At 59.0% G+C, this 19430-nt stretch carries 18 protein-coding genes and 1 tRNA gene; 11 read left to right on the top strand and 8 right to left on the bottom strand.

Annotated features, from left to right (window positions below; all coding sequences use genetic code 11):
• Positions 1 to 29: 29 nt before the first annotated feature.
• Positions 30 to 794 (bottom strand): bifunctional 2-polyprenyl-6-hydroxyphenol methylase/3-demethylubiquinol 3-O-methyltransferase UbiG, encoded by a 765-nt coding sequence (ubiG, locus tag CPA54_RS03645; RefSeq protein ID WP_043559948.1) that lies wholly within the window; start codon positions 792 to 794, stop codon positions 30 to 32.
• Between the two features lie 127 nt (positions 795 to 921).
• Between ubiG and CPA54_RS03640 the strand changes: the two genes are divergently transcribed.
• The 6 genes from CPA54_RS03640 to prfA all read left to right on the top strand — a co-directional run bounded on the left by CPA54_RS03640 (position 922) and on the right by prfA (position 8010).
• The gene (locus CPA54_RS03640) at positions 922 to 2205 is read left to right on the top strand and encodes an aspartate kinase (protein WP_043559949.1); all 1284 of its coding nucleotides are present in this window, start codon (positions 922 to 924) and stop codon (positions 2203 to 2205) included.
• Positions 2202 to 3251 carry a nitronate monooxygenase family protein gene (locus tag CPA54_RS03635; protein ID WP_043559951.1) on the top strand — a complete coding sequence of 350 codons (1050 nt, stop codon included), beginning with the start codon at positions 2202 to 2204 and terminating at the stop codon, positions 3249 to 3251. The genes CPA54_RS03640 and CPA54_RS03635 overlap by 4 nt, the downstream gene beginning before the upstream one ends.
• Before the next feature lie 72 nt (positions 3252 to 3323).
• Positions 3324 to 4496, top strand: coding sequence for a RodZ domain-containing protein (locus tag CPA54_RS03630; RefSeq protein ID WP_249085705.1), 1173 nt, complete (start codon positions 3324 to 3326; stop codon positions 4494 to 4496).
• 72 nt (positions 4497 to 4568) lie between these two features.
• Complete coding sequence (ispG, locus tag CPA54_RS03625; RefSeq protein WP_043559955.1) at positions 4569 to 5690, top strand: flavodoxin-dependent (E)-4-hydroxy-3-methylbut-2-enyl-diphosphate synthase; 1122 nt, start codon at positions 4569 to 4571, stop codon at positions 5688 to 5690.
• A complete protein-coding gene (gene hisS / locus CPA54_RS03620) occupies positions 5690 to 6940 on the top strand; it encodes a histidine--tRNA ligase (protein ID WP_043559956.1) in 1251 nt (416 codons plus the stop codon). Before ispG ends, hisS begins: the two co-directional genes overlap by 1 nt.
• The gene (gene prfA, locus CPA54_RS03615; protein ID WP_043559958.1) at positions 6937 to 8010 is read left to right on the top strand and encodes a peptide chain release factor 1; all 1074 of its coding nucleotides are present in this window, start codon (positions 6937 to 6939) and stop codon (positions 8008 to 8010) included. The genes hisS and prfA overlap by 4 nt, the downstream gene beginning before the upstream one ends.
• Positions 8011 to 8031: 21 nt before the next feature.
• Here the strand turns inward: prfA and CPA54_RS03610 are convergent, their stop codons facing one another.
• Positions 8032 to 8520, bottom strand: a complete 489-nt coding sequence (locus CPA54_RS03610; RefSeq protein WP_081563212.1) for a hypothetical protein — start codon at positions 8518 to 8520, stop codon at positions 8032 to 8034.
• Between the two features lie 50 nt (positions 8521 to 8570).
• Between CPA54_RS03610 and prmC the strand changes: the two genes are divergently transcribed.
• Together prmC and CPA54_RS03600 are read left to right on the top strand one after the other, a co-directional pair.
• Entirely contained in the window at positions 8571 to 9410 is an 840-nt protein-coding gene (gene prmC, locus CPA54_RS03605) for a peptide chain release factor N(5)-glutamine methyltransferase (protein ID WP_052349186.1), read from the top strand.
• Between the two features lie 200 nt (positions 9411 to 9610).
• Positions 9611 to 10069, top strand: coding sequence for a DUF4167 domain-containing protein (locus tag CPA54_RS03600; RefSeq protein ID WP_227431449.1), 459 nt, complete (start codon positions 9611 to 9613; stop codon positions 10067 to 10069).
• Positions 10070 to 10246: 177 nt separating this feature from the next.
• On the opposite strand, the gene CPA54_RS03595 is transcribed toward CPA54_RS03600, so the two are convergent.
• A tRNA-Met gene (locus CPA54_RS03595) sits at positions 10247 to 10321 on the bottom strand.
• A gap of 182 nt (positions 10322 to 10503) precedes the next feature.
• Here CPA54_RS03595 and CPA54_RS03590 point away from each other — a divergent pair.
• The gene (locus CPA54_RS03590) at positions 10504 to 11709 is read left to right on the top strand and encodes a mechanosensitive ion channel family protein (protein ID WP_081563210.1); all 1206 of its coding nucleotides are present in this window, start codon (positions 10504 to 10506) and stop codon (positions 11707 to 11709) included.
• Positions 11710 to 11767: 58 nt separating this feature from the next.
• On the opposite strand, the gene CPA54_RS03585 is transcribed toward CPA54_RS03590, so the two are convergent.
• From CPA54_RS03585 to CPA54_RS03575, 3 genes are all read right to left on the bottom strand, one after another.
• Positions 11768 to 13309 (bottom strand): APC family permease, encoded by a 1542-nt coding sequence (locus CPA54_RS03585; RefSeq protein WP_249085537.1) that lies wholly within the window; start codon positions 13307 to 13309, stop codon positions 11768 to 11770.
• Positions 13310 to 13423: 114 nt separating this feature from the next.
• Positions 13424 to 14926 (bottom strand): APC family permease, encoded by a 1503-nt coding sequence (locus CPA54_RS03580; RefSeq protein ID WP_086431440.1) that lies wholly within the window; start codon positions 14924 to 14926, stop codon positions 13424 to 13426.
• A gap of 131 nt (positions 14927 to 15057) precedes the next feature.
• Entirely contained in the window at positions 15058 to 15918 is an 861-nt protein-coding gene (locus tag CPA54_RS03575; RefSeq protein WP_043559970.1) for an undecaprenyl-diphosphate phosphatase, read from the bottom strand.
• Positions 15919 to 16083: 165 nt separating this feature from the next.
• Between CPA54_RS03575 and CPA54_RS03570 the strand changes: the two genes are divergently transcribed.
• Complete coding sequence (locus CPA54_RS03570; protein ID WP_043559972.1) at positions 16084 to 16542, top strand: MlaD family protein; 459 nt, start codon at positions 16084 to 16086, stop codon at positions 16540 to 16542.
• 71 nt (positions 16543 to 16613) lie between these two features.
• On the opposite strand, the gene CPA54_RS03565 is transcribed toward CPA54_RS03570, so the two are convergent.
• Together CPA54_RS03565 and CPA54_RS03560 are read right to left on the bottom strand one after the other, a co-directional pair.
• Entirely contained in the window at positions 16614 to 17678 is a 1065-nt protein-coding gene (locus tag CPA54_RS03565) for a D-alanine--D-alanine ligase (protein WP_249085536.1), read from the bottom strand.
• Positions 17679 to 17681: 3 nt separating this feature from the next.
• Complete coding sequence (locus CPA54_RS03560; protein ID WP_086431524.1) at positions 17682 to 18227, bottom strand: DedA family protein; 546 nt, start codon at positions 18225 to 18227, stop codon at positions 17682 to 17684.
• 150 nt (positions 18228 to 18377) lie between these two features.
• Here CPA54_RS03560 and CPA54_RS03555 point away from each other — a divergent pair, with 150 nt between their 5' ends.
• Positions 18378 to 19400 (top strand): lytic transglycosylase domain-containing protein, encoded by a 1023-nt coding sequence (locus tag CPA54_RS03555; RefSeq protein ID WP_043559976.1) that lies wholly within the window; start codon positions 18378 to 18380, stop codon positions 19398 to 19400.
• Positions 19401 to 19430: the final 30 nt, after the last annotated feature.

Below are 19430 nucleotides of genomic sequence, written 5' to 3'. Positions count from 1 at the left end.
CGTTTGTGGCGCCTTTTCTTTTGGTAGTGTCAGTCTTTCTGGAAGAGGGCGATGTAATTGATGCTGGTATCGTGGCTCTCCTGCCAGTGTGGCGGCCGGAAGGACAGCCCCTTGAGGTCCAGCAGGCGTAGCCCGACCTGCCGGGCCATGCTGTCCAGTTCTGTCGGACGGATGAATTTTTTCCAGTCATGGGTACCGACAGGGAGAAGGCGCAGCACATATTCCGCCCCCAGCTTGGCCATGAGGAATGAGCGCAGACTGCGGTCCATGGTGGAAATGGCGACATACCCGCCCGGCTTTGCCAGGCCTGATAGCAGGGAGAGAAAGACTTGCGGGTCCCGTACATGTTCAATGATCTCCAGGGCAGAGATCACGTCAAATTGCCGACCTTCCTCAAGAAGGGTTTCGGCACTGCTGCATAGATAGTGCAGGGGGGCGGCCTGCGGCGGCAGGGGGTGAAGGGCGACGTGTGCCCGGGCGGCCTGTATGCCGTCTTCGCTGGCATCAACGCCCAGAGTATCAAAACCAAGCGTGGCGAAGCGCTCACTCGCCAGTCCGGCACCGCAGCCAATATCCAGCAGGGTTGGCAGTTCGGGGAGATGGAAAAGCGAGGCAGGCAGATGCCGGACAATCCAGGAGGTGCGCAGAGGGTTCATGGCATGGAGCGGGGCCATGGGTCCTTTCGGGTTCCACCAGTCTTTGGCCAGTGCACTGAACTGAATTATTTCATCATTGATAACAGATGATGTTCCGTTACCTGCTCCGTTGGATGATGATGGTGATGAAACAGACATTCTTGGCGGTCCTCCCGGCTTTCATGGTGCTTTTCTGCCATGTTGTGGCTAGACGCGAAAGGGCAGGAGAGCTATGTGGAACGGATATTTATGTGATGCTAGCCTTATTGTTGGAGCTTTCTCCCCGATGTCCATACACGACTGTTCGGATGATGTAACACGGTCTGCGCCCCGCACGGTCGTGATGAAATTTGGCGGGACGTCCGTCAAGGATCTGGAGCGCATCCGCATCGTGGCTGAGAAGGTCCGGAAGGAGAGAGCCAGAGGACAGCGCATTGCGGTTGTCGTCTCTGCCATGTCGGGCGTGACCAACCAGATGGTGGATTATTGCCGCTCGCTGGATGCACAGGCTGATCCGGCGGAATATGACGCTGTTGTGGCGTCTGGCGAGCAGGTGACGAGCGGTCTGCTTGCCATTGCTTTGGGGGCGCTGGGTGTGCCGGCCCGTTCTTTCCAGGGGTGGCAGATTCCCTTGCTGACGGATGAAGCCCATGGCTGCGCCGCCATCGAGGATGTAGATGGGCGTGCCCTGCGGGAATGCATGGATGAAGGTATCGTGCCCGTGATCGCCGGGTTCCAGGGAGTGGATGCCAGAGGCCGTATTGCAACACTGGGCCGTGGTGGCTCCGATACGTCCGCCGTTGCGCTGGCGGCTGCCATCAGGGCGGACCAGTGTGATATCTATACGGATGTGGATGGCATTTACACGACCGACCCAAGGATTGTTAAGCAGGCCCGCCGTCTCGAGCGGATCACTTATGAGGAAATGCTGGAGCTGGCATCCGTAGGTGCCAAGGTTCTCCAGACCCGCAGCGTGGGGCTGGCCATGCGGGAAAAGGTGCATGTGCGTGTCCTGTCCTCTTTTGTGGAGACGGATGACAGCAGCGGAACCATTGTAGTGGATGAGGACGAAAGCGTGGAAAAGAAGCTGGTGACCGGTATTGCGTATTCCATGGATGATGCGAAGATCACCATCCGACAGGTACCTGACGAGCCGGGCATTGCGGCAAGAATCTTCGAACCTCTTTCCGCTGCAGGGCTAAATGTGGACATGATCGTCCAGAGCATCGGTGCGGATCGCAGCACGAACATGACTTTCACGGTCAGCAAGGGGGATGAGAGCCGGGCCTGCCAGATTTTGGAGGCAATGCGTGCCGAGATCGGTTTTGGCGGGTTGAGCACATCCCAGAATGTCGTGAAGATCAGCGTGGTCGGCGTGGGGATGCGGTCCAATACGGGCGTGGCCACCACCATGTTCCGGACACTCGCCGAGAAAGGGATCAACATTCAGGTCATTTCCACCAGCGAGATCAAGATTTCCGTTCTGATCGATGCAGAATATATGGAGCTGGCCATGCGGGCGCTGCACACCGCCTATGGGCTTGATGCCTCCGAGGGAGCACAGGCATGAGCGGGGAAGCAAACGCACGCGAGACGCTGGACCAGCTCTGGAAACCGGGATGTGATTTCCTGGGCAGTCGGTATGCCATTCTGGGCGGGGCCATGTCCTGGGTCAGTGAACGGAATCTGGTATCGGCCATTTCCAACGCAGGCGGCTTTGGTGTGATTGCCTGCGGTGCGATGGAGCCAGAGCGGCTTGAGGAAGAGATCGTTGCCACGCAGGCGCTGACAGACAAGCCTTTTGGCGTCAATCTCATCACCATGCATCCGAAGCTGGATGCGCTGGTGGATGTCTGTCTGGCCCACAAGGTGACCCACGTCGTGCTGGCTGGTGGTGTTCCGACCGGTGCGACCATCCGCCGGGTGCGGGATGGCGGCGCCAGGGTCATGGGGTTTGCTCCGGCGCTGGCTCTGGGCAAGCGGCTCGTGAAGCTGGGGATTGAGGCTCTGGTCATTGAGGGATCCGAGGCGGGCGGTCATGTCGGCCCGGTTTCCCTGAATGTTCTGGCGCAGGAAATCCTGCCCAACATCACGGAAGTGCCCGTTTTCGTTGCGGGTGGCCTTGGCCGTGGTGATGCCGTCCTGTCCTATCTGGAGCAGGGGGCAGCCGGTGGCCAGTTCGGGACAGTGTTTGCAGCCTCCCGGGAAAGCATCGCCCATGAGCGTTTCAAGGAGGCCTTCCGTCGGGGTAATGCCCGTGATGCCGTGATGTCCGTGCAGCTGGATGAGCGCTTTCCTGTCATTCCCGTGCGTGGCTTGGCCAATGCAGCTACGCGCCATTTCATGACCCATCAGGCGGATGTGATCGAGCGTTTCCGCAAAGGAGAGATCGAGCGGGAAGCTGCCCAGCTGGAAATCGAACATTTCTGGGCTGGGGCTCTGCGCCGGGCCGTCATTGAAGGTGACGTGGAAAACGGATCCATGATGGCCGGGCAGTCTGTCGGCATGGTCAAGGAGATCCGCCCGGTAGCGGATATCATCACCACGCTGGTGGATCAGGCTGTAGAAGCCCTCCAGAAGCGTGAGAAACGCCTCCATGCGGCGGTTGCACGGTAACGGCAGGATACTGGACAGACAGCGCTGTGTTCGGACTGGAGCTCTGGTCAGATGAGGAAGAGGGGTGACGTGATGGACGATAAAGCAGGGCAGAATATGGCCGGTCAGTCATCGGCCACTCTGGGAGCTCGCCTGATGGCCCGACGCAAAGAGTTGGGCTGGAGGCTTGAGGATGTCGAGGCTTACCTGAAGGTAAGGCTTGCAACACTTCAGGCCATTGAAGGCGGGCGTTATGCCGAGCTGCCAGACAAGGTCTATGCCCTTGGTTTCATCAAGAGCTATGCCCGTCTTCTGGGGATGGAGAGCGAGGAGTTCATGCAGCAGGCCAGGCAGGAGTTGTCGTCTCTTGCGCCGCCACGTCAGAGCGTCCATCTGGTTCTTCCCGGCCCTCAGGAAGGACGTTCAGCCGGTCTCTGGGTGTTGTTGGCTGTTGGTCTGGTGGTGATCGCCGGAGGATATGCCGGGTGGTATCACTTCTCTTCCCATGGGCAGCTGGCTTCGTCCGTTCTGCCGTCCCATCTGGCAGAGACTGGTGAAACGCCAGCGGCTGCGGTACCGCCTGTTGCCTCACAGCCGACTGTTCCGTCTCCAGCAGCCGGGCAGTCTGCCACGGCGCAGCCCACAGCACCGGTTCTGTCTTCTGGTGCCCAGGGGGCGGCCACGGGGGCAGGGGATACTCCGAAAGATACGCCTGATCTGCCGCCAGCGCCGGAGGCTGTTTCTCCTTCTGCCACGGCCATGCCTTCTACTGTTGATGCAGCGGGTAATGAGGTGCTTCACAATGAGGGTGATCACCCGGCCGGTTCGTCTTCTGGTGACAGTGTGACGGGGAATGCCCCGTCTGCCATGGAGACATCGAAGGCCCAGTCCCCGCAGCCGACGCCAGCGCAGCAGGCTCCTGCTCCGAGTCAGGAAGCAGCTGACAGAGTTGCAATACTGGCCCGGGAAGACAGCTGGGTGCAGGTTACGGATGCCTCTGGCAAGGTTCTGCTGGTTCGTGTGCTGAAGAAGGGAGAGAGCTGGCAGGGGACTGCTGGTGAAACCTATCGTGTGACGAGCGGCAATGCCGGGGGTGTTGTTTTTCAGGCGGGGAATGTTGTAAGCGCTCCCCTAGGGCTGCGTGGCAGGGTTGTCCGTAACGTGACGGTCGATGCAGCATCTGTGGAGCAGGGCCATTATGGTTACGGTTCCCTGGCCACCGGGGCCGGTGAGGTGCCGGGACCGGCGGACAAGCGCAGCCAATAAAATTCTGTGACCGTCCATGAGGCGGTCACGTTTATCATGGGTCAGTCCAGTCAGGACCCGGAGAGGTTATTGATGAGCAGTTTACGTCCCTATCAGCATATTGAACGCCGTAAATCACGGAAGATCTATGTTGGTAATGTTGCCGTTGGTGGCGACGCACCTGTTTCGGTGCAGACCATGACCAACACGCTGACAACGGATATCGAAGGAACGATTGCTCAGATCCGCAAGGCCGAAATGGCCGGTGTGGATATCGTCCGTGTATCCTGTCCCGATGAGGCCAGCACGAAGGCCCTGAAAACCATTGTGGAAGAAGTCAATGCGCCGATCGTGGCGGACATTCACTTCCATTACAAACGGGCTATCGAGGCAGCGGCGGCCGGTGCGGCCTGCCTGCGCATCAATCCGGGTAACATTGGCAGTGCCGATCGTGTGCGTGAGGTCGTCAAGGCAGCGCGTGATCATGGCTGCTCCATCCGTATTGGCGTCAATGCTGGGTCTCTGGAGCGGCATCTGCTGGAGAAATATGGCGAGCCGAAGCCGGAAGCACTGGTGGAAAGTGCGCTGGAACATGCGAAGATTCTGGAAGATCATGACTTCCATGAATTCAAGATCAGCGTGAAGGCTTCTGACGTTTTCATGGCCGTGGCGGCCTACAAGCAGCTGGCAGAATGCTGTGACCATCCGCTGCATATCGGCATTACGGAGGCTGGCTCCAAGCGGGCGGGGACGGTGAAGTCTGCCCTCGGGCTGGGCAATCTGCTCTGGGCTGGTGTAGGTGACACGATGCGCGTTTCCCTCTCTGCTCCTCCAGAAGAAGAGGTGCTGGTGGGCTGGGACATTCTCAAATCGCTCGGCCTGCGTCACCGTGGTGTGAAGATCATTTCCTGTCCGTCCTGTGCCCGTCAGGGTTTCAATGTGGTGGATACGGTCCAGACGCTGGAGGACCGTCTTCAGCACATCAAGACACCGCTGACACTTTCCATCATCGGCTGTGTGGTTAACGGGCCTGGTGAGGCGCTGATGACGGACATCGGTGTGACAGGTGGCGGGTCTGGTCGGCACATGGTCTATGCAGCGGGCAAGCAGGACCATACCATGCCGGCTGAGAACATGATCGACCATATCGTGGAGCTGGTGGAAGCCCGTGTGGCTGCCATTGAGGCCGGAACGGCCGAGAAGGCAGCGCACTGATGGCACGGTTTCAGCCGCCACGGGGGACGAGGGATCTGCTGGGCGAGGAGATGCGTCGCCACCAGCATGTTGTTGGTACGGGCAGGACGGTCTTCCGCCGTTATGGTTTCAGCCAGTGGGCCACCCCCATTTTTGAGGACACCCATGTTTTTGCCCGCTCTCTGGGGGAAAGCTCGGATGTTGTTTCCAAGGAAATGTATACGTTCGAGGATCGGGGAGGGGAGAGCCTGACCCTGCGTCCGGAGGGAACGGCGGGTGTGGCTCGTGCGCTGGTTTCCAATGCGCTGACACAGGCCCTGCCACAGAAGATTTTCTATACGGGCCCAATGTTCCGCTATGAACGGCCGCAGAAAGGGCGCTTCCGTCAGTTCCATCAGATCGGTGCGGAGCTGATCGGTGCGGAAAGTGCCTTCCGTGATGCCGAGATCATCGCCATGGCCCGGGACTTTCTGGTCTCGCTTGGTCTGGCGGATGATCTGCGTCTGGAGCTGAACACGCTGGGTGACAAGGCCAGCCGCATGGCATGGCGGGAGGCTCTGGTGGCCTATTTCCGCCAGCATGAGGATCGCCTTTCCGAGGACAGCCGGTCACGGCTTGAAATCAACCCGCTGCGGATTCTGGACAGCAAGGCAGAGCAGGACAGGGCCCTTCTGGCCGATGCACCAGCTTTTGATGACTATCTCAATGAGGAATCCCGTACATTCTGGGAGGAGCTGAAGGCTGGTCTGGAGGCTTTTGGCGTCTCTTTCGTGGAGAATCCCCGAATTGTTCGTGGGCTGGATTATTACAGCCATACCGTATTCGAGTTTGTTACGGACAAGCTTGGTGCGCAGGGGACCGTTCTGGCCGGTGGCCGGTATGAGGGGCTGGTTGAAGAAATGGGCGGCCCTGCCGTGCCCTGCATCGGCTGGGCCGCTGGTGTTGAACGTCTCGCCGCTCTGATTGATGCTCCGGCTGAGGAGGTCAGTGATGTGGCCATCCTGCCGATGGGGGAAGCTGCCCTGCTCAAGGCCGCTTCCATTTCCCGGGCGTTGCGGGATGGTGGTCTGGCTGTCTCGATCGAGACACGGGGCAACATGAAGAAACGCATGGACCGTGTTGTGCAGTCCGGGGCGACACATGCGCTCTTCCTGGGGGATGATGATCTGGCACGGGATGTCGTGCAGCTGCGTCATCTGGCATCACGGGAACAGGAAGAAGTGCCCGTGACGGACATCCTTGTTATCCTGGAGCGTGCCCGAGCCTCATGAGTGCGGCTATGGAGCATAAGCTGGAGCAGATCATTGCCCGCTTTGAGGAAATGCAGGCAATGATGGCCTCTGGTGAGGCCAGTGGAGACGAGTTTGCCCGTCTTTCCCGGGACTATGCTGCCATGGAAAAACCTGTGGCAGCCATCCGGGCGTGGCAGGCTGCTCAGAAGCGTCAGAAAGAGGCGCAGGCTCTGGTGCAGGACCCGGAGATGAAGGAGCTTGCCCAGCTTGAGCTGGAAGAGGTCGAGGCCGTGATGCCCGCTCTGGAGCAGGCCATGCAGCTGGCGCTTCTGCCTCGGGATGATGCTGATGAACGGAGCGCCATTCTGGAGGTCCGCCCCGCTGCCGGTGGGGATGAAGCAGCGCTGTTTGCGGCAGAACTCTTCGAGGCCTATCGTCGGTTTGCCGAGAGCAATGGCTGGCGTTTCGAGGTCATGTCCCTGACGGAAAGTGAGCTTTCTGGCATCCGGGAAGGCATGGCCACCATTACAGGGCGAGGCGTGTTTGCCCGTTTCAAATATGAGTCCGGCGTGCATCGTGTCCAGCGTGTCCCGGCGACAGAAAGCCAGGGACGCATCCATACATCTACCGTTACCGTTGCTGTGCTGCCGGAAGCGGAAGAGGTTGATGTGCAGGTGAATGAAGAAGACCTGCGGATTGATGTGTTCCGGGCCTCCGGTGCAGGGGGACAGCATGTGAACAAGACGGAGAGTGCTGTCCGTATCACGCATCTGCCGACAGGTGTTGTCGTGGCCATGCAGGAAGAAAAAAGTCAGCACCGCAACAAGGCCAAGGCCATGCAGATTCTGCGGGCCCGCCTGTATGAGGCGGAACGGCAGAAGGCGCATGACAGCAGGGCAGCCGACCGTAGATCCCAAGTTGGTACAGGAGACCGGTCTGAACGGATAAGAACCTACAACTTCCCCCAGGGGCGGGTGACAGATCACCGCATCAATCTTACTCTGTACAAGATTGATCAGGTCATGGGTGGCGAGTTTGACGAGATTGTCAGCGCCCTGACCCACCATGAGCAGATGGCCCTGCTGGCGGCGGAAATCGGCAGTTCCTGACAAGTCCCCTGGGCAGGGTGATCAGCTGTTGGAGGAGAGGCAGCGGGAGGAGTTGCCGTTGTGGTGATCGGTAGCAGCCGGATCGTTTTCATCCATCAGGAAGAAATCTCGGAAATTTTCGCTACCCACGGCTTCGAAATAATGGCCGTCCGGATTATGGAGGACACCATCTCCGCTCACGTCCCGTGTTTCGGCCTTGCCATCATGCATGACGGTAACGGTGCCGCAAAGAGTATAGGGAATATCAACACGGCCCAGAGGCAGAGGGATCACGGCACTATCATCAGCATGGGCGAGGTCAAGGTGGAATATCGCTGCCAGATGACCATTGAGATAGAGGCGTGTCGACTCTGACACCTCATCGGGCGCACGTCCGTCATGAACGGTGAAACTGCCCCCCGTTGGTCCATCCGGCATGGGCCCGACAGTTTCACCCTTTGCGGCTGGCAGCATCAGGATGCCGAGGCAGAGTGAAACAGGCAGGGAGCGCAGGAAACGGGCTATGGTCATCGTCTGGTTTTCCTGGATGATGGGAGGCGACAGGTCAGGGAATGAAATTCATGCGTAAAATAGACCTTTTGCAGCAGGCCGGGGAGAGGCTTTTTCAGGCCGGGATTGAAGAGGCAGCATTCGAGGCTCGCTTGCTGCTCTGCTGGGCCTGCGGGTGGACCCGGATGGAGCTGATGCAGCATGACGGGATTCCGGCCGAGGGTGTGGACCGCTTCCAGCGTGCCATTCAGCGCCGCAGCCAGCGGGAGCCGGTTGCCTTCATTACCGGGGAGCAGGGCTTCTGGACACTGGATTTTCACGTCTCACCGGAGACATTGATCCCCCGGGGCGATAGTGAGACCCTGCTGGAAGCGCTGCTGGACCATAAGCCGGATCGTCAGTCTGTCAGATCCATTCTGGACCTTGGAACGGGCACAGGCTGCCTGCTTCTGTCTGCTCTGAGTGAATATCCACGAGCCTGGGGGTTGGGTGTGGATATTGCTCCCGCCGCCGCCGCCCTTGCCCGACGGAATGCAGGCCGCAATGGCCTGTCGGACCGGGTGGCTTTTATGGCGGGAGACTGGGCTGCTGCGGTGGGAGGGCGTTTTGATGTCGTGTTGTCCAATCCTCCCTATATTGAACATGCGGACATGGCCCATCTGATGCCTGATGTTGCGGCATATGAACCGCATCGGGCTCTGGATGGGGGAGATGATGGCTTGGTGGCCTATCGCATCCTGTGCCGGAGCCTGCCACATCTGCTTATGCCGAACGGGTGTGCCGTGCTGGAGCTGGGGATGGGACAGGCAGATGCTGTCACAGAACTGGCCGAAGCGGAAGGACTTGCGGTGCTGGAGTGCCGGAAGGACCTGGGAGGTGTGGAGCGTGCCCTGGTGCTTGCCTTTTCTTAGGAAAGCAGTTGGCTTATGGGCTGATGCCTGATAGATTGCCGTAGGAAGATACAGGGGATGGACAGCGTTACGGTGATGGCTGTCGGTCAGGCGGTAAAGTGTCGTTTCCTCTGGGAGTGATGTTTCTTCGGACAATATGGGAAGAAACGGCAGATTGGCTGCTGAAGGCGCCATTGTGACAAGATTGCAGGTTTGAAAATATGAAGCGAATGAGGAACCGTCATCATCGTTCAGGCGGCGGTGGAGGAGCATCCCGTGGCAATAATGGTCAGATTCCTCTGAACCGGAACCATGTTTTTGAGAGCAACGGGCCTGATCTGCGCATTCGTGGCACTGCCCAGCAGCTGTTCGAAAAATATCTTCAGCTGGGTCGTGATGCCACCGGTACCGGGGACCGGGTGCAGGCAGAGGCCTATTTCCAGCATGCCGAGCATTATTTCCGTATGCTCAATGCCATGAATCAGGCAGCTCAGGCGGCCCAGCAGGAGCGTGCCGAACGGCAGCGCAATTATGAGCAGACACGTCAGGAGCGCCGGGAGCGTCAAGAGCATGAGGACGAGGCGGCAGCTCCGGCCCTGGCGAGTGAGCGTCGTCCGTCCGAGCGTCGTCGTCGTGCTGAAAAGCGTGATGAAGAGGCCGAGCAGGACAGCGAGGACTGAGGCCACTTTCCCGACCGTACGGCACCAAGAGAGGGCGGGTTGGCTCAGGTCAACCTGCTTTCTTTTTATGAGGCTGTCAGTGTTCTGAAATTATGGGGAAGATACCTGCCAGCACCAGATGCACGGCATCCGCAACGGCTCATTCAGCAAATTTTCAGGGGATGGGAGAAGGGAAGATGGTAGCGGCGGACGGATTTGAACCGCCGACCAAGGGATTATGATTCCCCTGCTCTACCGCTGAGCTACGCCGCCATCATGTCCTTCAGGAGGCATCTGCCTTCCGATGAAGGTGCTTTTATGGCAGGCAGATGAGGAAGTCAACAGGGAGGTGGGCTATCATCATGTTTTTTTGTTCTTTTCTATTCACTTCCTGAGGCGAGGCTGTCATTTTTCGCTGACAGCCTGTTACACCTTCAGTCAGAGGGCTTTTCCTTTTGTCCCAGCATTTCACAAACATCCTCTTTGCGTTCAGCAATGCGCTTTCCTGGTTGCCACCTGCGATCGTATCGATCCTGATGCTCGTGATCGTTGGTCTGACAGCGTTTTATGCCGGACACGGGGCGAGTGCGCTGATCCTGCGTATTCCTGGTACACGCAGCGGGGCGATGATCCGCAACACCGTCAGCGTGTTGCGTCGGCCCATGCAGGTCATGGTTACATTGCTGGTCCTTCTGGCAGCGCTGCCAGCGGCCACGGGCTTTTCATATGAGGAGGAGCAGAATCTCAGGCTGTTCTTTTTCTTTCTGCTGATTCTGGTTTTCGGCTTTTCTCTCATCAGCATGTTCCGCCTGATGTCAGAGGCATATCTGAATCGTCTGGCACGGTTGGATTATGCGGATGACATCATGGCCCGTGCTCATCAGACACAGATCAAGGTGCTGCGGCGGCTTGGAGAGATTCTCATTGGCCTTGTGACGGTTGCTTCGGCCCTGATGCTTTTTCCGTCTGTCAAACAGTATGGTGTGTCCCTTTTTGCTTCTGCCGGAGCGGCCTCGCTGATTGTCGGTCTCTCGGCGCGGGGACTTCTGACGAACCTGATAGCGGGGGTGCAGATCGCCATCACCCAGCCCATCCGGATGGAGGATCTGGTCGTCATCAATGGTGACTGGTGTTGGGTGGAGGAAATCACGGCAACGTATGTCGTGCTGCGTGTCTGGGACTGGCGACGCCATATCGTGCCCATTTCCTATTTTCTTGAAAATCGCTTTGAAAATTGGACGCACAACTCGGCCGCCATAACCGGCGTCGTGTTTCTCTGGCTTGATTATGATGCCCCAATGGATGAAATCCGGGATATGCTGAGGGAGATCGTGCGAAGCTGCCCGCTCTGGGATGGCAAGGTGTTCGATGCCCAGGTGTCGGATTGCACAGATCAGGCCATGTCGGTCCGTGTCATTGCCAGTGCCCGCAATGCCATGCAGAGCTGGGATCTGCGTTGTGATATTCGGGAAAAAGCCATTGCCCGCATCCGGGCGGAGTTCCCGCAGGCGCTGCCACGGCGGCGTGTGGCGTTCGTTTCGCCGGAAACAGGGGCAAAACTGGATGTGACAGACCCGGATACCCTTTTGTCTCCTCCAGTACATCGCCCGCCACCGGGCAGTTACATGGGGCCCGGTAGCAGGGCCGATGGGCGCAGATAGTGTGGCGAAGGAGGGTCCCCCATCAGTTTCGGGCAAGTCAGGACTGATGGGGGCGGTATTATTCTGCTGAGGCTGACGGATTGGCCATGCGGGAGTTGTGATACCCGTAGAAGCGATAGGTCAGCGCACCGATCAGGAAGTAGGTGACCAGCAGAATGACGGGAACAGGATTGCCGCCCAGCAGGGCGTGGATCATGTTGAAGATCAGTGGCAGGATCATGATCAGGCAGAAAATGATCCCCAGAACAGGCGTAAGGCCAATCCAGAATCCCCGGATACGGATTCCTCCCAGTGGCACGCTGAAGGGGCGCCGGGTATCGGCAGCATAATTGCGCTGCCAGATGACCGTAAAGCAGACCATGGCGAAGGCCAGTGCCGTCCCGAGGGAAACGAGATCGCTGATGATGTCGATGGGCAGGGTGGCTGTCATCAGGGCAATGATGGTCCCCATGATGAATGTCCCACGGGCTGGTGTGCGGTAGCGCTTGTGGATCCTGCTAAAGACGGACGGGATGAGCCCGTCCCGCCCGGTGGTCAGCAGGATGCGGGACTGACCATACATCAGGCCCAGCAGGACGGAGGAAAGGCCGATGGTGGCGCCGCCATTCACCAGCAGGGCCAGCCACGGTTTGCCCATGGCCTGTGTGGCAACGGCCAGGGGGTCAGCCACATTCAGCTTGCTGTAGGGCACGATTCCCAGCAGTACGGCTGCTACGGCAACATAGATCAGCGTGCAGATCAGCAGGCTGCCAATGATGCCGATGGGAATGTCACGTGTTGGATTGCGGGCCTCTGATGAAGCAGTGGAAACGGCTTCGAACCCTCCATAGGCAAAGAATATGATGGAGGCTGCCCGGAAGATGCCAGCCACACCAAAGTGGAAATGGGCCTGGGCCGGTGGAATGAAGGGGAACCAGTTGGCCGGGGTGATGTAACTGACACCGATGATGAGGAAGAGGAACAGGACACCAATTTTCAGGGCGACAACGAGAGAGTTGAAACGGGCGGATTCTTCAACACCACGGGCCAGCAGGGCGGTTACCAGCAACACGGAGATGAAGCCGATCAGGTCCAGCCGGAATCCGGCTGTCAGCGCTGTTCCTTCGGAGCCGGGCACCGGCTGAAGGCTTGTCTGTGTCAGCCAGACTGGCAGATGGATGTCGAAAATGCCCAGCAGGGAGTTCATGTAGCCCGAAAGACCAGCCGCCACAGCGGTGCAGGATATGCCGTATTCCAGCAGCATCAGCCAGCTGACATTCCATGCTGCCCGTTCTCCCATGGAGATGTAGGCATAGGAGTAGGAGGAGCCGGATACCGGGAAGGTGGAAGAGAGCTCCCCATAACAGAAAGCCGTGAAGAGACAGGCTGCCGCCGCTACAAGGAAGGAGAGCAGCACGGCAGGTCCGGCATATTCAGCCGCCGCCGTACCCGTCATGACATAGACGCCCGCCCCAACGGTCGTTCCGACCCCCATGAGCAGAAGCTGCGTGGCTGTCAGACTTCTTTTGAGCGTGACGGAATCATTTTCTGCCGTGATCTGGCTCATGGTCTTGCGCCGTGGATCACGACGCCTGGCGGAGGAGGAGGAACGTTTACGCATAAAGAGGGTGGATCATCCAGAAATAGACAGCGGACTTGATGGATGGGCAGGTTGCCCCTGTGGCCATCCTCGCCTCGTAATCGGAAATGGAAACCATGCAGCAGCCTGCGCCCTTCAGGATGGAGGCTGCTTCATGGTCGAGTTATGCCGTCCATAGAACAGATAGGTCGCAAAACCCAGCCCTGTATAGAGGATGAAGAAGGCCAGCGGGATGATGTTACCCTGCAGGGTGACGTGCAGTATGTTCAGCCCCAGGGGAACAATCATGCAGAGGCAGAAGAAAATGCCCAGCATGGGCGTGATGCCCAGCCAGACCCCCCGGATGCGGATTCCTCCGAGTGGCACCTGGAAGGGCCGGTGTGTCTCCGGTGCCCTGTTGCGTTGCCAGATGACAGTGAAGCAGACGATGCTGAAGGCCAGTGTGGTGCCAATGCAGAGCAGATCCCCCAGCAGTGCGATGGGCATGGTGGCGCTCATCAGCCCCAGGATGAGGCCCAGCAGCAGCGTGGCCAGCCATGGTGTCCTGAAGCGTGGATGCACGACGCTGAAGATGCCCGGCAGAAGTCCGTCATGGCTGATGGCGTGGACCATGCGGGAAATTGCATAAAGCAGACCGATAAGAACGGAGAACAGCCCGACCGTGGCCCCTGCATTGATGAGAAAGGCCATCCACGGCTGATTCATGAGGCCCGTTGCGATGGCCAGAGGGTCTGGCACATCCAGCATCTGATAGGGCGCAATGCCCAGCAGTACGGCCGCCACGGTGACATAAACCAACGTACAGATGATGAGACTGCCGATGATGCCTATGGGCACATCCCTGGTGGGGTTGCGGGCTTCTGCCGCTGCGGTGGAGACGGTTTCGAAACCACCATAGGCAAAGAAGATGATCGAGGCAGCCCGGAAGATGCCAGCCACGCCGAAATGGAAATTCCCTTCCGAAGGCGGGATGAATGGGTGCCAGTAGGCAGGATGGAGATAGAACAGGCCAACCCCGACAAACAGTGCCAGCACGCCGATCTTGATGCTGACGAAGGCCGTGTTGAACCGTGCTGCGACCTCAATCCCACGGGTCAGGACCAGGCTGATGAACAGCATGACAACCAGGCCGATCAGGTTGAAGCTGGGATGAAAGGCCAGCAGGCCGGTACTTGAATGAGGGATGGACTGAAAGGTTGTCTGGGAAATGACAGCCGGAAGATGGATGCCGAACCCACTGAGCAGGGATGTCAGGTAGCCCGAAAAGCCGGCCGCCACGGCGGTACCGGCAATGCCATATTCCAGTATGAGCAGCCAGCCGGTCACCCATGCCATTTTCTCGCCCATGGAGAGATAGGCATAAGCATAGGCTGACCCGGAGACAGGGAAGGTGGAGGCCAGCTCCCCATAACAGAGTGCCGTGAACAGGCACGCCGCAGCGGCAATCAGGAAAGAGAGAAGGACGGAAGGCCCGGCATACTCTGCTGCCGCCGTCCCCGTGATGACGTACACGCCCGCTCCAATGGCGGTCCCCACGCCCATGAGCAGGAGCTGCGTGGCGCCAAGGCTGCGCTTGAAGTTATGCTGTTCACCAGCGGACTGTATCTGGGAGAGGGTCTTGCGGCGCGCCTTGTTCATGGCGTGGTCAGCTGGGGCATGAGTGTCACGATTCCTGCATAACGGGGCTGGAACGGTATGATACCGGAATGTTTTTATTCATGACTCCTTGGAAAGCCTTTGTAAATTATGCTTGCGGAGTTTTTCTGTGCTCAGGGGTGAAAATGGAGAAGGCAGGCGCTGCCAAGGCCGGCAAGGATGCAGTAAATGCCGAATCCTGTCAGGGTGTGCCGGTTGTCATCATGGAAGAAGCGCAGCAGGAGCCGGGAGCAGATGAGGGCCGTTACGCCAGCCACGACAGCGCCAATGAGGGACTGCGTGATCATGCTGCTGGAGAGATGGACATGGCGGAGCTGCCAGGCCTCTTTGGCCGTGGCTGCCAGAATGATCGGCTGGGCCATGAGCAGGGAAAAGCGTGTCGCTGTCAGATGGTCCAGTCCCCGCATCAGCCCACCATTAATGGTGGCACCGGAGCGTGATAGCCCGGGGAACAGGGCCAGACATTGCCAGAGGCCGATGATGAGGGCATCTTTCCAGGAGAGTTCCTGTGTCTGGTAGGCATTGTCCTGTTCATGCCGGAGGGCCCGGCGGCGCATGATCTCCGTCAGGATGAGCAGCAGGCCGTTGAGGGTCAGGAATCCTGCCACCATGAGCGGATTGGCAAAAACGAGCCGCAGGTGATGCTCAAACAGTCCGCCCATGATGACGGCTGGTATTGTGGCCACGACAAGCAGGCTGCACAGGTGGATCGCCTTGTTGCGGGTTCTGGCTGTTCTGCGGGGGGAGAAGAGGCCGAGCAGGATAGCCCGCCAGTCCCCCCAGAAGACATGCGCCAGAGCCACCAGCGTGCCGACATGCAGCATGGTCAGAAAGGGCAGGAAGGTCGGGCTGTGTTCATCCAGCGACCAGTGAAGGATTCCGGGCAGAAGGACGGCATGGCCAAGGCTGCTGACAGGGAAGGGTTCCGTGATGCCCTGGATGATGGCGAGGATGAAGGCCTGGAGATCTGTCATGCGGAACCATGGTCTGTCTGGAGGTGGGGGAGATTGAGGAAAAGCCGTGACGGATGCTGGTGGGAAAGTCCCATTTATGGTAGCGGTAACGTTCTGTTGTTTTTCATGAAATCAGCTTCTCCGGTCGCAAGGCTAGCAGACTGGGGCGTGAATTTCGAGGTATCTATGTGGGCGATCCTTAAAGGGCGTGGCGGAGCATTCATTGCCAGCAGCTGTGTTCTTCTGGCAGCCGGCGGGTTCGTTGCCTATGGGCTGGGCCTGCTGGAGGGGCCGGATCGCCACATGACAGGCTATCATGCGACATTCAGTTCCGCGAATGGTCTGGATGAGGGGGCTGACGTGGACCTTGGCGGTGTAACCGTGGGGCGTGTGCGTTCCATCACGCTGAATCCGGAAACCGCCATCGTGGACGTGCAGTTTGCCGTACGGGATGATCTGAAGCTCCCGCAGGATACGGCTGTGGCCATTGCGGCACCGACCATTGGCGGGGACAATGCCCTTCAGCTGCTGCCCGGCAAGGCAGGGCAGACATTGCCGGCTGGTGCCACCATTCTGGATGCCCACCCCCTGCTGTCTCTGGAGCAGCAGATCAGCAATTACATATTTGGTGCGGGCAGGCTTTAGGCTGTGTTTTCCCGCCGGGCTCCCGCCGGGCGGGAAAGGACCGGCGGGGTCCGGCCCGGTTGTTGCCTGCCTCAGTCGTTGGTCGGGTAGGATGCCAGCAGGCGCCGCTGCTTCAGCCAGGAGCGGAGCATCCCCAGAATGCCGGAACTTTTCCAGCCTTCTTTCTTTTTTGCAGCACCGATGAGGAAGGCCTGCCGGTAATGGTAGATCTGGGTGCGGTAGGCCTCTGTCAGAGTCGTGCGCCGGTCCCAGATATGGATGGCCTCTGACCCGACCCCATTGATCTCGATGATCTGGAAGTCTTCCCCACGCTTCAGAGCTTCTGGTGAGGTCATCTTGAGGTCGATCCGGCCGAAATGGAAGTCCGGTATGTCCAACATGATGGCGTTGATGCGTTCCGTGAGTGCCGGAGTGATGTCCGGCCTCCCATTCCGGAAGATGGACCCCTTGCAGTGATTTCCGGCAAAAACCAGTGACAGCGTTTCTCCGGCGGGCAGAATCTCGGTTTCACGGCCACTGATACGGGGCAGATAGAGCTGTGGCACCTGTCGCATCCGGGGGTCGGCCATGATGAGCTCCTTGAGTGTGGAGCGACCATTGCCGGTCAGGACAGGGGCCTCCTTGTAAGTGAGGGAGGTGATGCGGCCGACAGGCTCATCAGGATGACGGATATAGAAGATGCCTGCTTCCATCGGGTAGGTGATGAGCTGCTGCACCATCAGGGCCACACCCGCCGGGAAGAGTGGCAGCACCTCGTGGAGCATGGCCAGGGAGGTGATCAGCCTCACTCCCGTACCGTTACAGCCGATGTCAGGCTTGAGCACGACCGGGAAGTCGATCCCCATTTCCTTCATGGCGGCCAGCACATCCCGGGCTGCATCAGCTCCGTTATGAATGATCCGATACGGGGCAATGGCCTCTCGGGCCGTGGGGCCGACCATGTCCAGAATGGAGCTTTTGCTCTCGCCACAGAGGCCACCTGTTTCGATACGGGGATTGGCAGCCGTGGAGATGCTGAGGTCTCCATGACGTAACCCCATGAGAATCCAGTAGATGACGATGGGGGTATAGAAAATGCTGTCGGGCCAGAACTCGAAGAGGGACAGCGTCTTGTGATGGGAAGAAGGTGCTGTCATGGACTATGTGTTCCTACGTTGCAGGTGGCTGATGAAACGTCCCATCAGGAAAATGCAGAGGATGAAGCCGATGATTCCCGCCCAGCGCCAGCCACCCTGATGCGCCAGAAGCCACCCGCCAACATGCAGTGCCAGCAGGAAGAGCAGGCTTGTCCAGACCAGCGTTGCGCCGATGGCCGTCAGGGCGAAGGCCAGAAAGGGCGCACGGAAGAAACCGCAGGCCGTATAGAGCGGCAGGCGGCTGCCTGGAACAAAGCGGGAAATGGCCACAACCCCTATGATGTTGCGGGAGAACCACCGTTTTGCCTGCTCCTCGCTGGGGAGGGTCAGGAAACGGCGCAGGAACGTCCATCGGCTTCCTGCCAGACCGAGGGCATAAAGGCCCATGTCACCCAGGGCCACCCCGGCATAAAGGCTGCCAAGTGCCAGAGGGATGGAAATCTGGTTTCCTTTGGACGCAATGGCCGCCAGGACGGTTGCAACATCTTCCAGGATAAAGGTACCAAGGATGACAGAAAAGGCTTTCAGCCAGACAGGCTGGGACGCCATGATAGCGCTGATACGGATCACAAAGAACGGTCCTGGCTGTGGTTGGCGGGACTGTGCCATGAAATGCGTCTGTCCGCAATCGGCAGTGCCGGGTATATCGGGGCGTTCCTTTGGATGATGAAGGGGAGATCAGGCGTGATGGGAAGTGGAATGATGAAGAGGCGTCATTTTCTGGCTGCCACGGCGGGAGGGTTGATGATGGGCGGTCTGCCTGCCTGGGCAGGTGGTCGGGCGGTGGCCTCTCGGGGGACGGCTGATTATGCAGCATTCCTGGGAGGTGTGCGGCAGCAGGCCCTGTCGGCTGGTGTGCCGTCGGCTATTGTGGAGCAGTCCCTTGCGCTGGCTCAGGCCCCCAATCAGGAGGTTTTGCGGCTGGACCGGCACCAGCCGGAATTTACCCTGACATGGGCGCAGTACCGTGCACGCGTGATCTCGTCTGCCCGGGAAGAAAAAGGGCGGCAGGCCTGGCAGAGGGTGCGGGGGACACTGTCGCCTTTGGGGCAGACGCTGGGCTGTGATGACAACGCCATCATGGGCATATGGGGGCTGGAATCAGGGTTTGGAGAGCATCAGGGCCGTTTTAATGTCATCGAGGCCTTGGCCACTCTGGCCTTTGATGGCAGGCGGGCTGCCTTTTTCCGTAGCGAGCTGATCAAGGCCATGCAGATATTGGCTCAGGGGGTCATCAGTCCGGCCAGCATGCTGGGCAGCTATGCCGGTGCCATGGGGCAGCCTCAGTTCATGCCGAGTGCCTATCTGCGTTTTGCGGCGGATGGTGATGGTGATGGAAAGGCGAATATCTGGAGTTCCGAAGCGGATGTTTTTGCTTCCATTGCCAATTACCTGGGACGGTCGGGCTGGCGGCGTGGTGAACCCTGGGGAGAAGAGGTTGTGGTCCCGCTGGGGAGCAATGGGCAGTTCACGGCTCTGGCTGCCACGAAATCCCGCCATGCCCCCGTGCATCCTGTCAGCACGTGGCAGGCTATGGGGGTGAGGCCGGTCCAGTCTTCCGGGTTCCTGGCACCGCAGGCTACGGGCAGCCTGCTCCAGCCGGATGGACCTGGTGGACAGGCCTTCCTCGTTTATCATAATTTCCGTGCGATACGGGCCTACAATCCTTCCGATTATTATGCATTGGCGGTCGGGATTCTGGGCGATAGGATGACCCGATAATCACGCCGTCCGGCATGGTGCCGGGTGGCC

The sequence above is a fragment of the Parasaccharibacter sp. TMW2.1890 genome (genome assembly GCF_023337645.1).
In the GTDB taxonomy this organism is placed as follows: Bacteria; Pseudomonadota; Alphaproteobacteria; order Acetobacterales; family Acetobacteraceae; genus Bombella; species Bombella apis.
This window is presented reverse-complemented; position numbering and strand designations above follow the sequence as displayed.

Bases quoted from the DNA above. Each gene is read 5' to 3' on its own strand.
- CPA54_RS03585 (WP_249085537.1), bottom strand. From the start codon at position 13,309: ATGCGTAAACGTTCCTCCTCCTCCGCCAGGCGTCGTGATCCACGGCGC.
- CPA54_RS03575 (WP_043559970.1), bottom strand. From the start codon at position 15,918: ATGACAGATCTCCAGGCCTTCATCCTCGCCATCATCCAGGGCATCACG.
- CPA54_RS03630 (WP_249085705.1), top strand. From the start codon at position 3,324: ATGGACGATAAAGCAGGGCAGAATATGGCCGGTCAGTCATCGGCCACT.
- CPA54_RS03635 (WP_043559951.1), top strand. From the start codon at position 2,202: ATGAGCGGGGAAGCAAACGCACGCGAGACGCTGGACCAGCTCTGGAAA.
- CPA54_RS03580 (WP_086431440.1), bottom strand. From the start codon at position 14,926: ATGAACAAGGCGCGCCGCAAGACCCTCTCCCAGATACAGTCCGCTGGT.
- ispG (WP_043559955.1), top strand. From the start codon at position 4,569: ATGAGCAGTTTACGTCCCTATCAGCATATTGAACGCCGTAAATCACGG.
- CPA54_RS03565 (WP_249085536.1), bottom strand. From the start codon at position 17,678: ATGACAGCACCTTCTTCCCATCACAAGACGCTGTCCCTCTTCGAGTTC.
- hisS (WP_043559956.1), top strand. From the start codon at position 5,690: ATGGCACGGTTTCAGCCGCCACGGGGGACGAGGGATCTGCTGGGCGAG.
- CPA54_RS03570 (WP_043559972.1), top strand. From the start codon at position 16,084: ATGTGGGCGATCCTTAAAGGGCGTGGCGGAGCATTCATTGCCAGCAGC.
- prfA (WP_043559958.1), top strand. From the start codon at position 6,937: ATGAGTGCGGCTATGGAGCATAAGCTGGAGCAGATCATTGCCCGCTTT.
- CPA54_RS03555 (WP_043559976.1), top strand. From the start codon at position 18,378: ATGATGAAGAGGCGTCATTTTCTGGCTGCCACGGCGGGAGGGTTGATG.
- CPA54_RS03560 (WP_086431524.1), bottom strand. From the start codon at position 18,227: ATGGCGTCCCAGCCTGTCTGGCTGAAAGCCTTTTCTGTCATCCTTGGT.
- CPA54_RS03600 (WP_227431449.1), top strand. From the start codon at position 9,611: ATGAAGCGAATGAGGAACCGTCATCATCGTTCAGGCGGCGGTGGAGGA.
- ubiG (WP_043559948.1), bottom strand. From the start codon at position 794: ATGTCTGTTTCATCACCATCATCATCCAACGGAGCAGGTAACGGAACA.
- prmC (WP_052349186.1), top strand. From the start codon at position 8,571: ATGCGTAAAATAGACCTTTTGCAGCAGGCCGGGGAGAGGCTTTTTCAG.
- CPA54_RS03640 (WP_043559949.1), top strand. From the start codon at position 922: ATGTCCATACACGACTGTTCGGATGATGTAACACGGTCTGCGCCCCGC.
- CPA54_RS03610 (WP_081563212.1), bottom strand. From the start codon at position 8,520: ATGACCATAGCCCGTTTCCTGCGCTCCCTGCCTGTTTCACTCTGCCTC.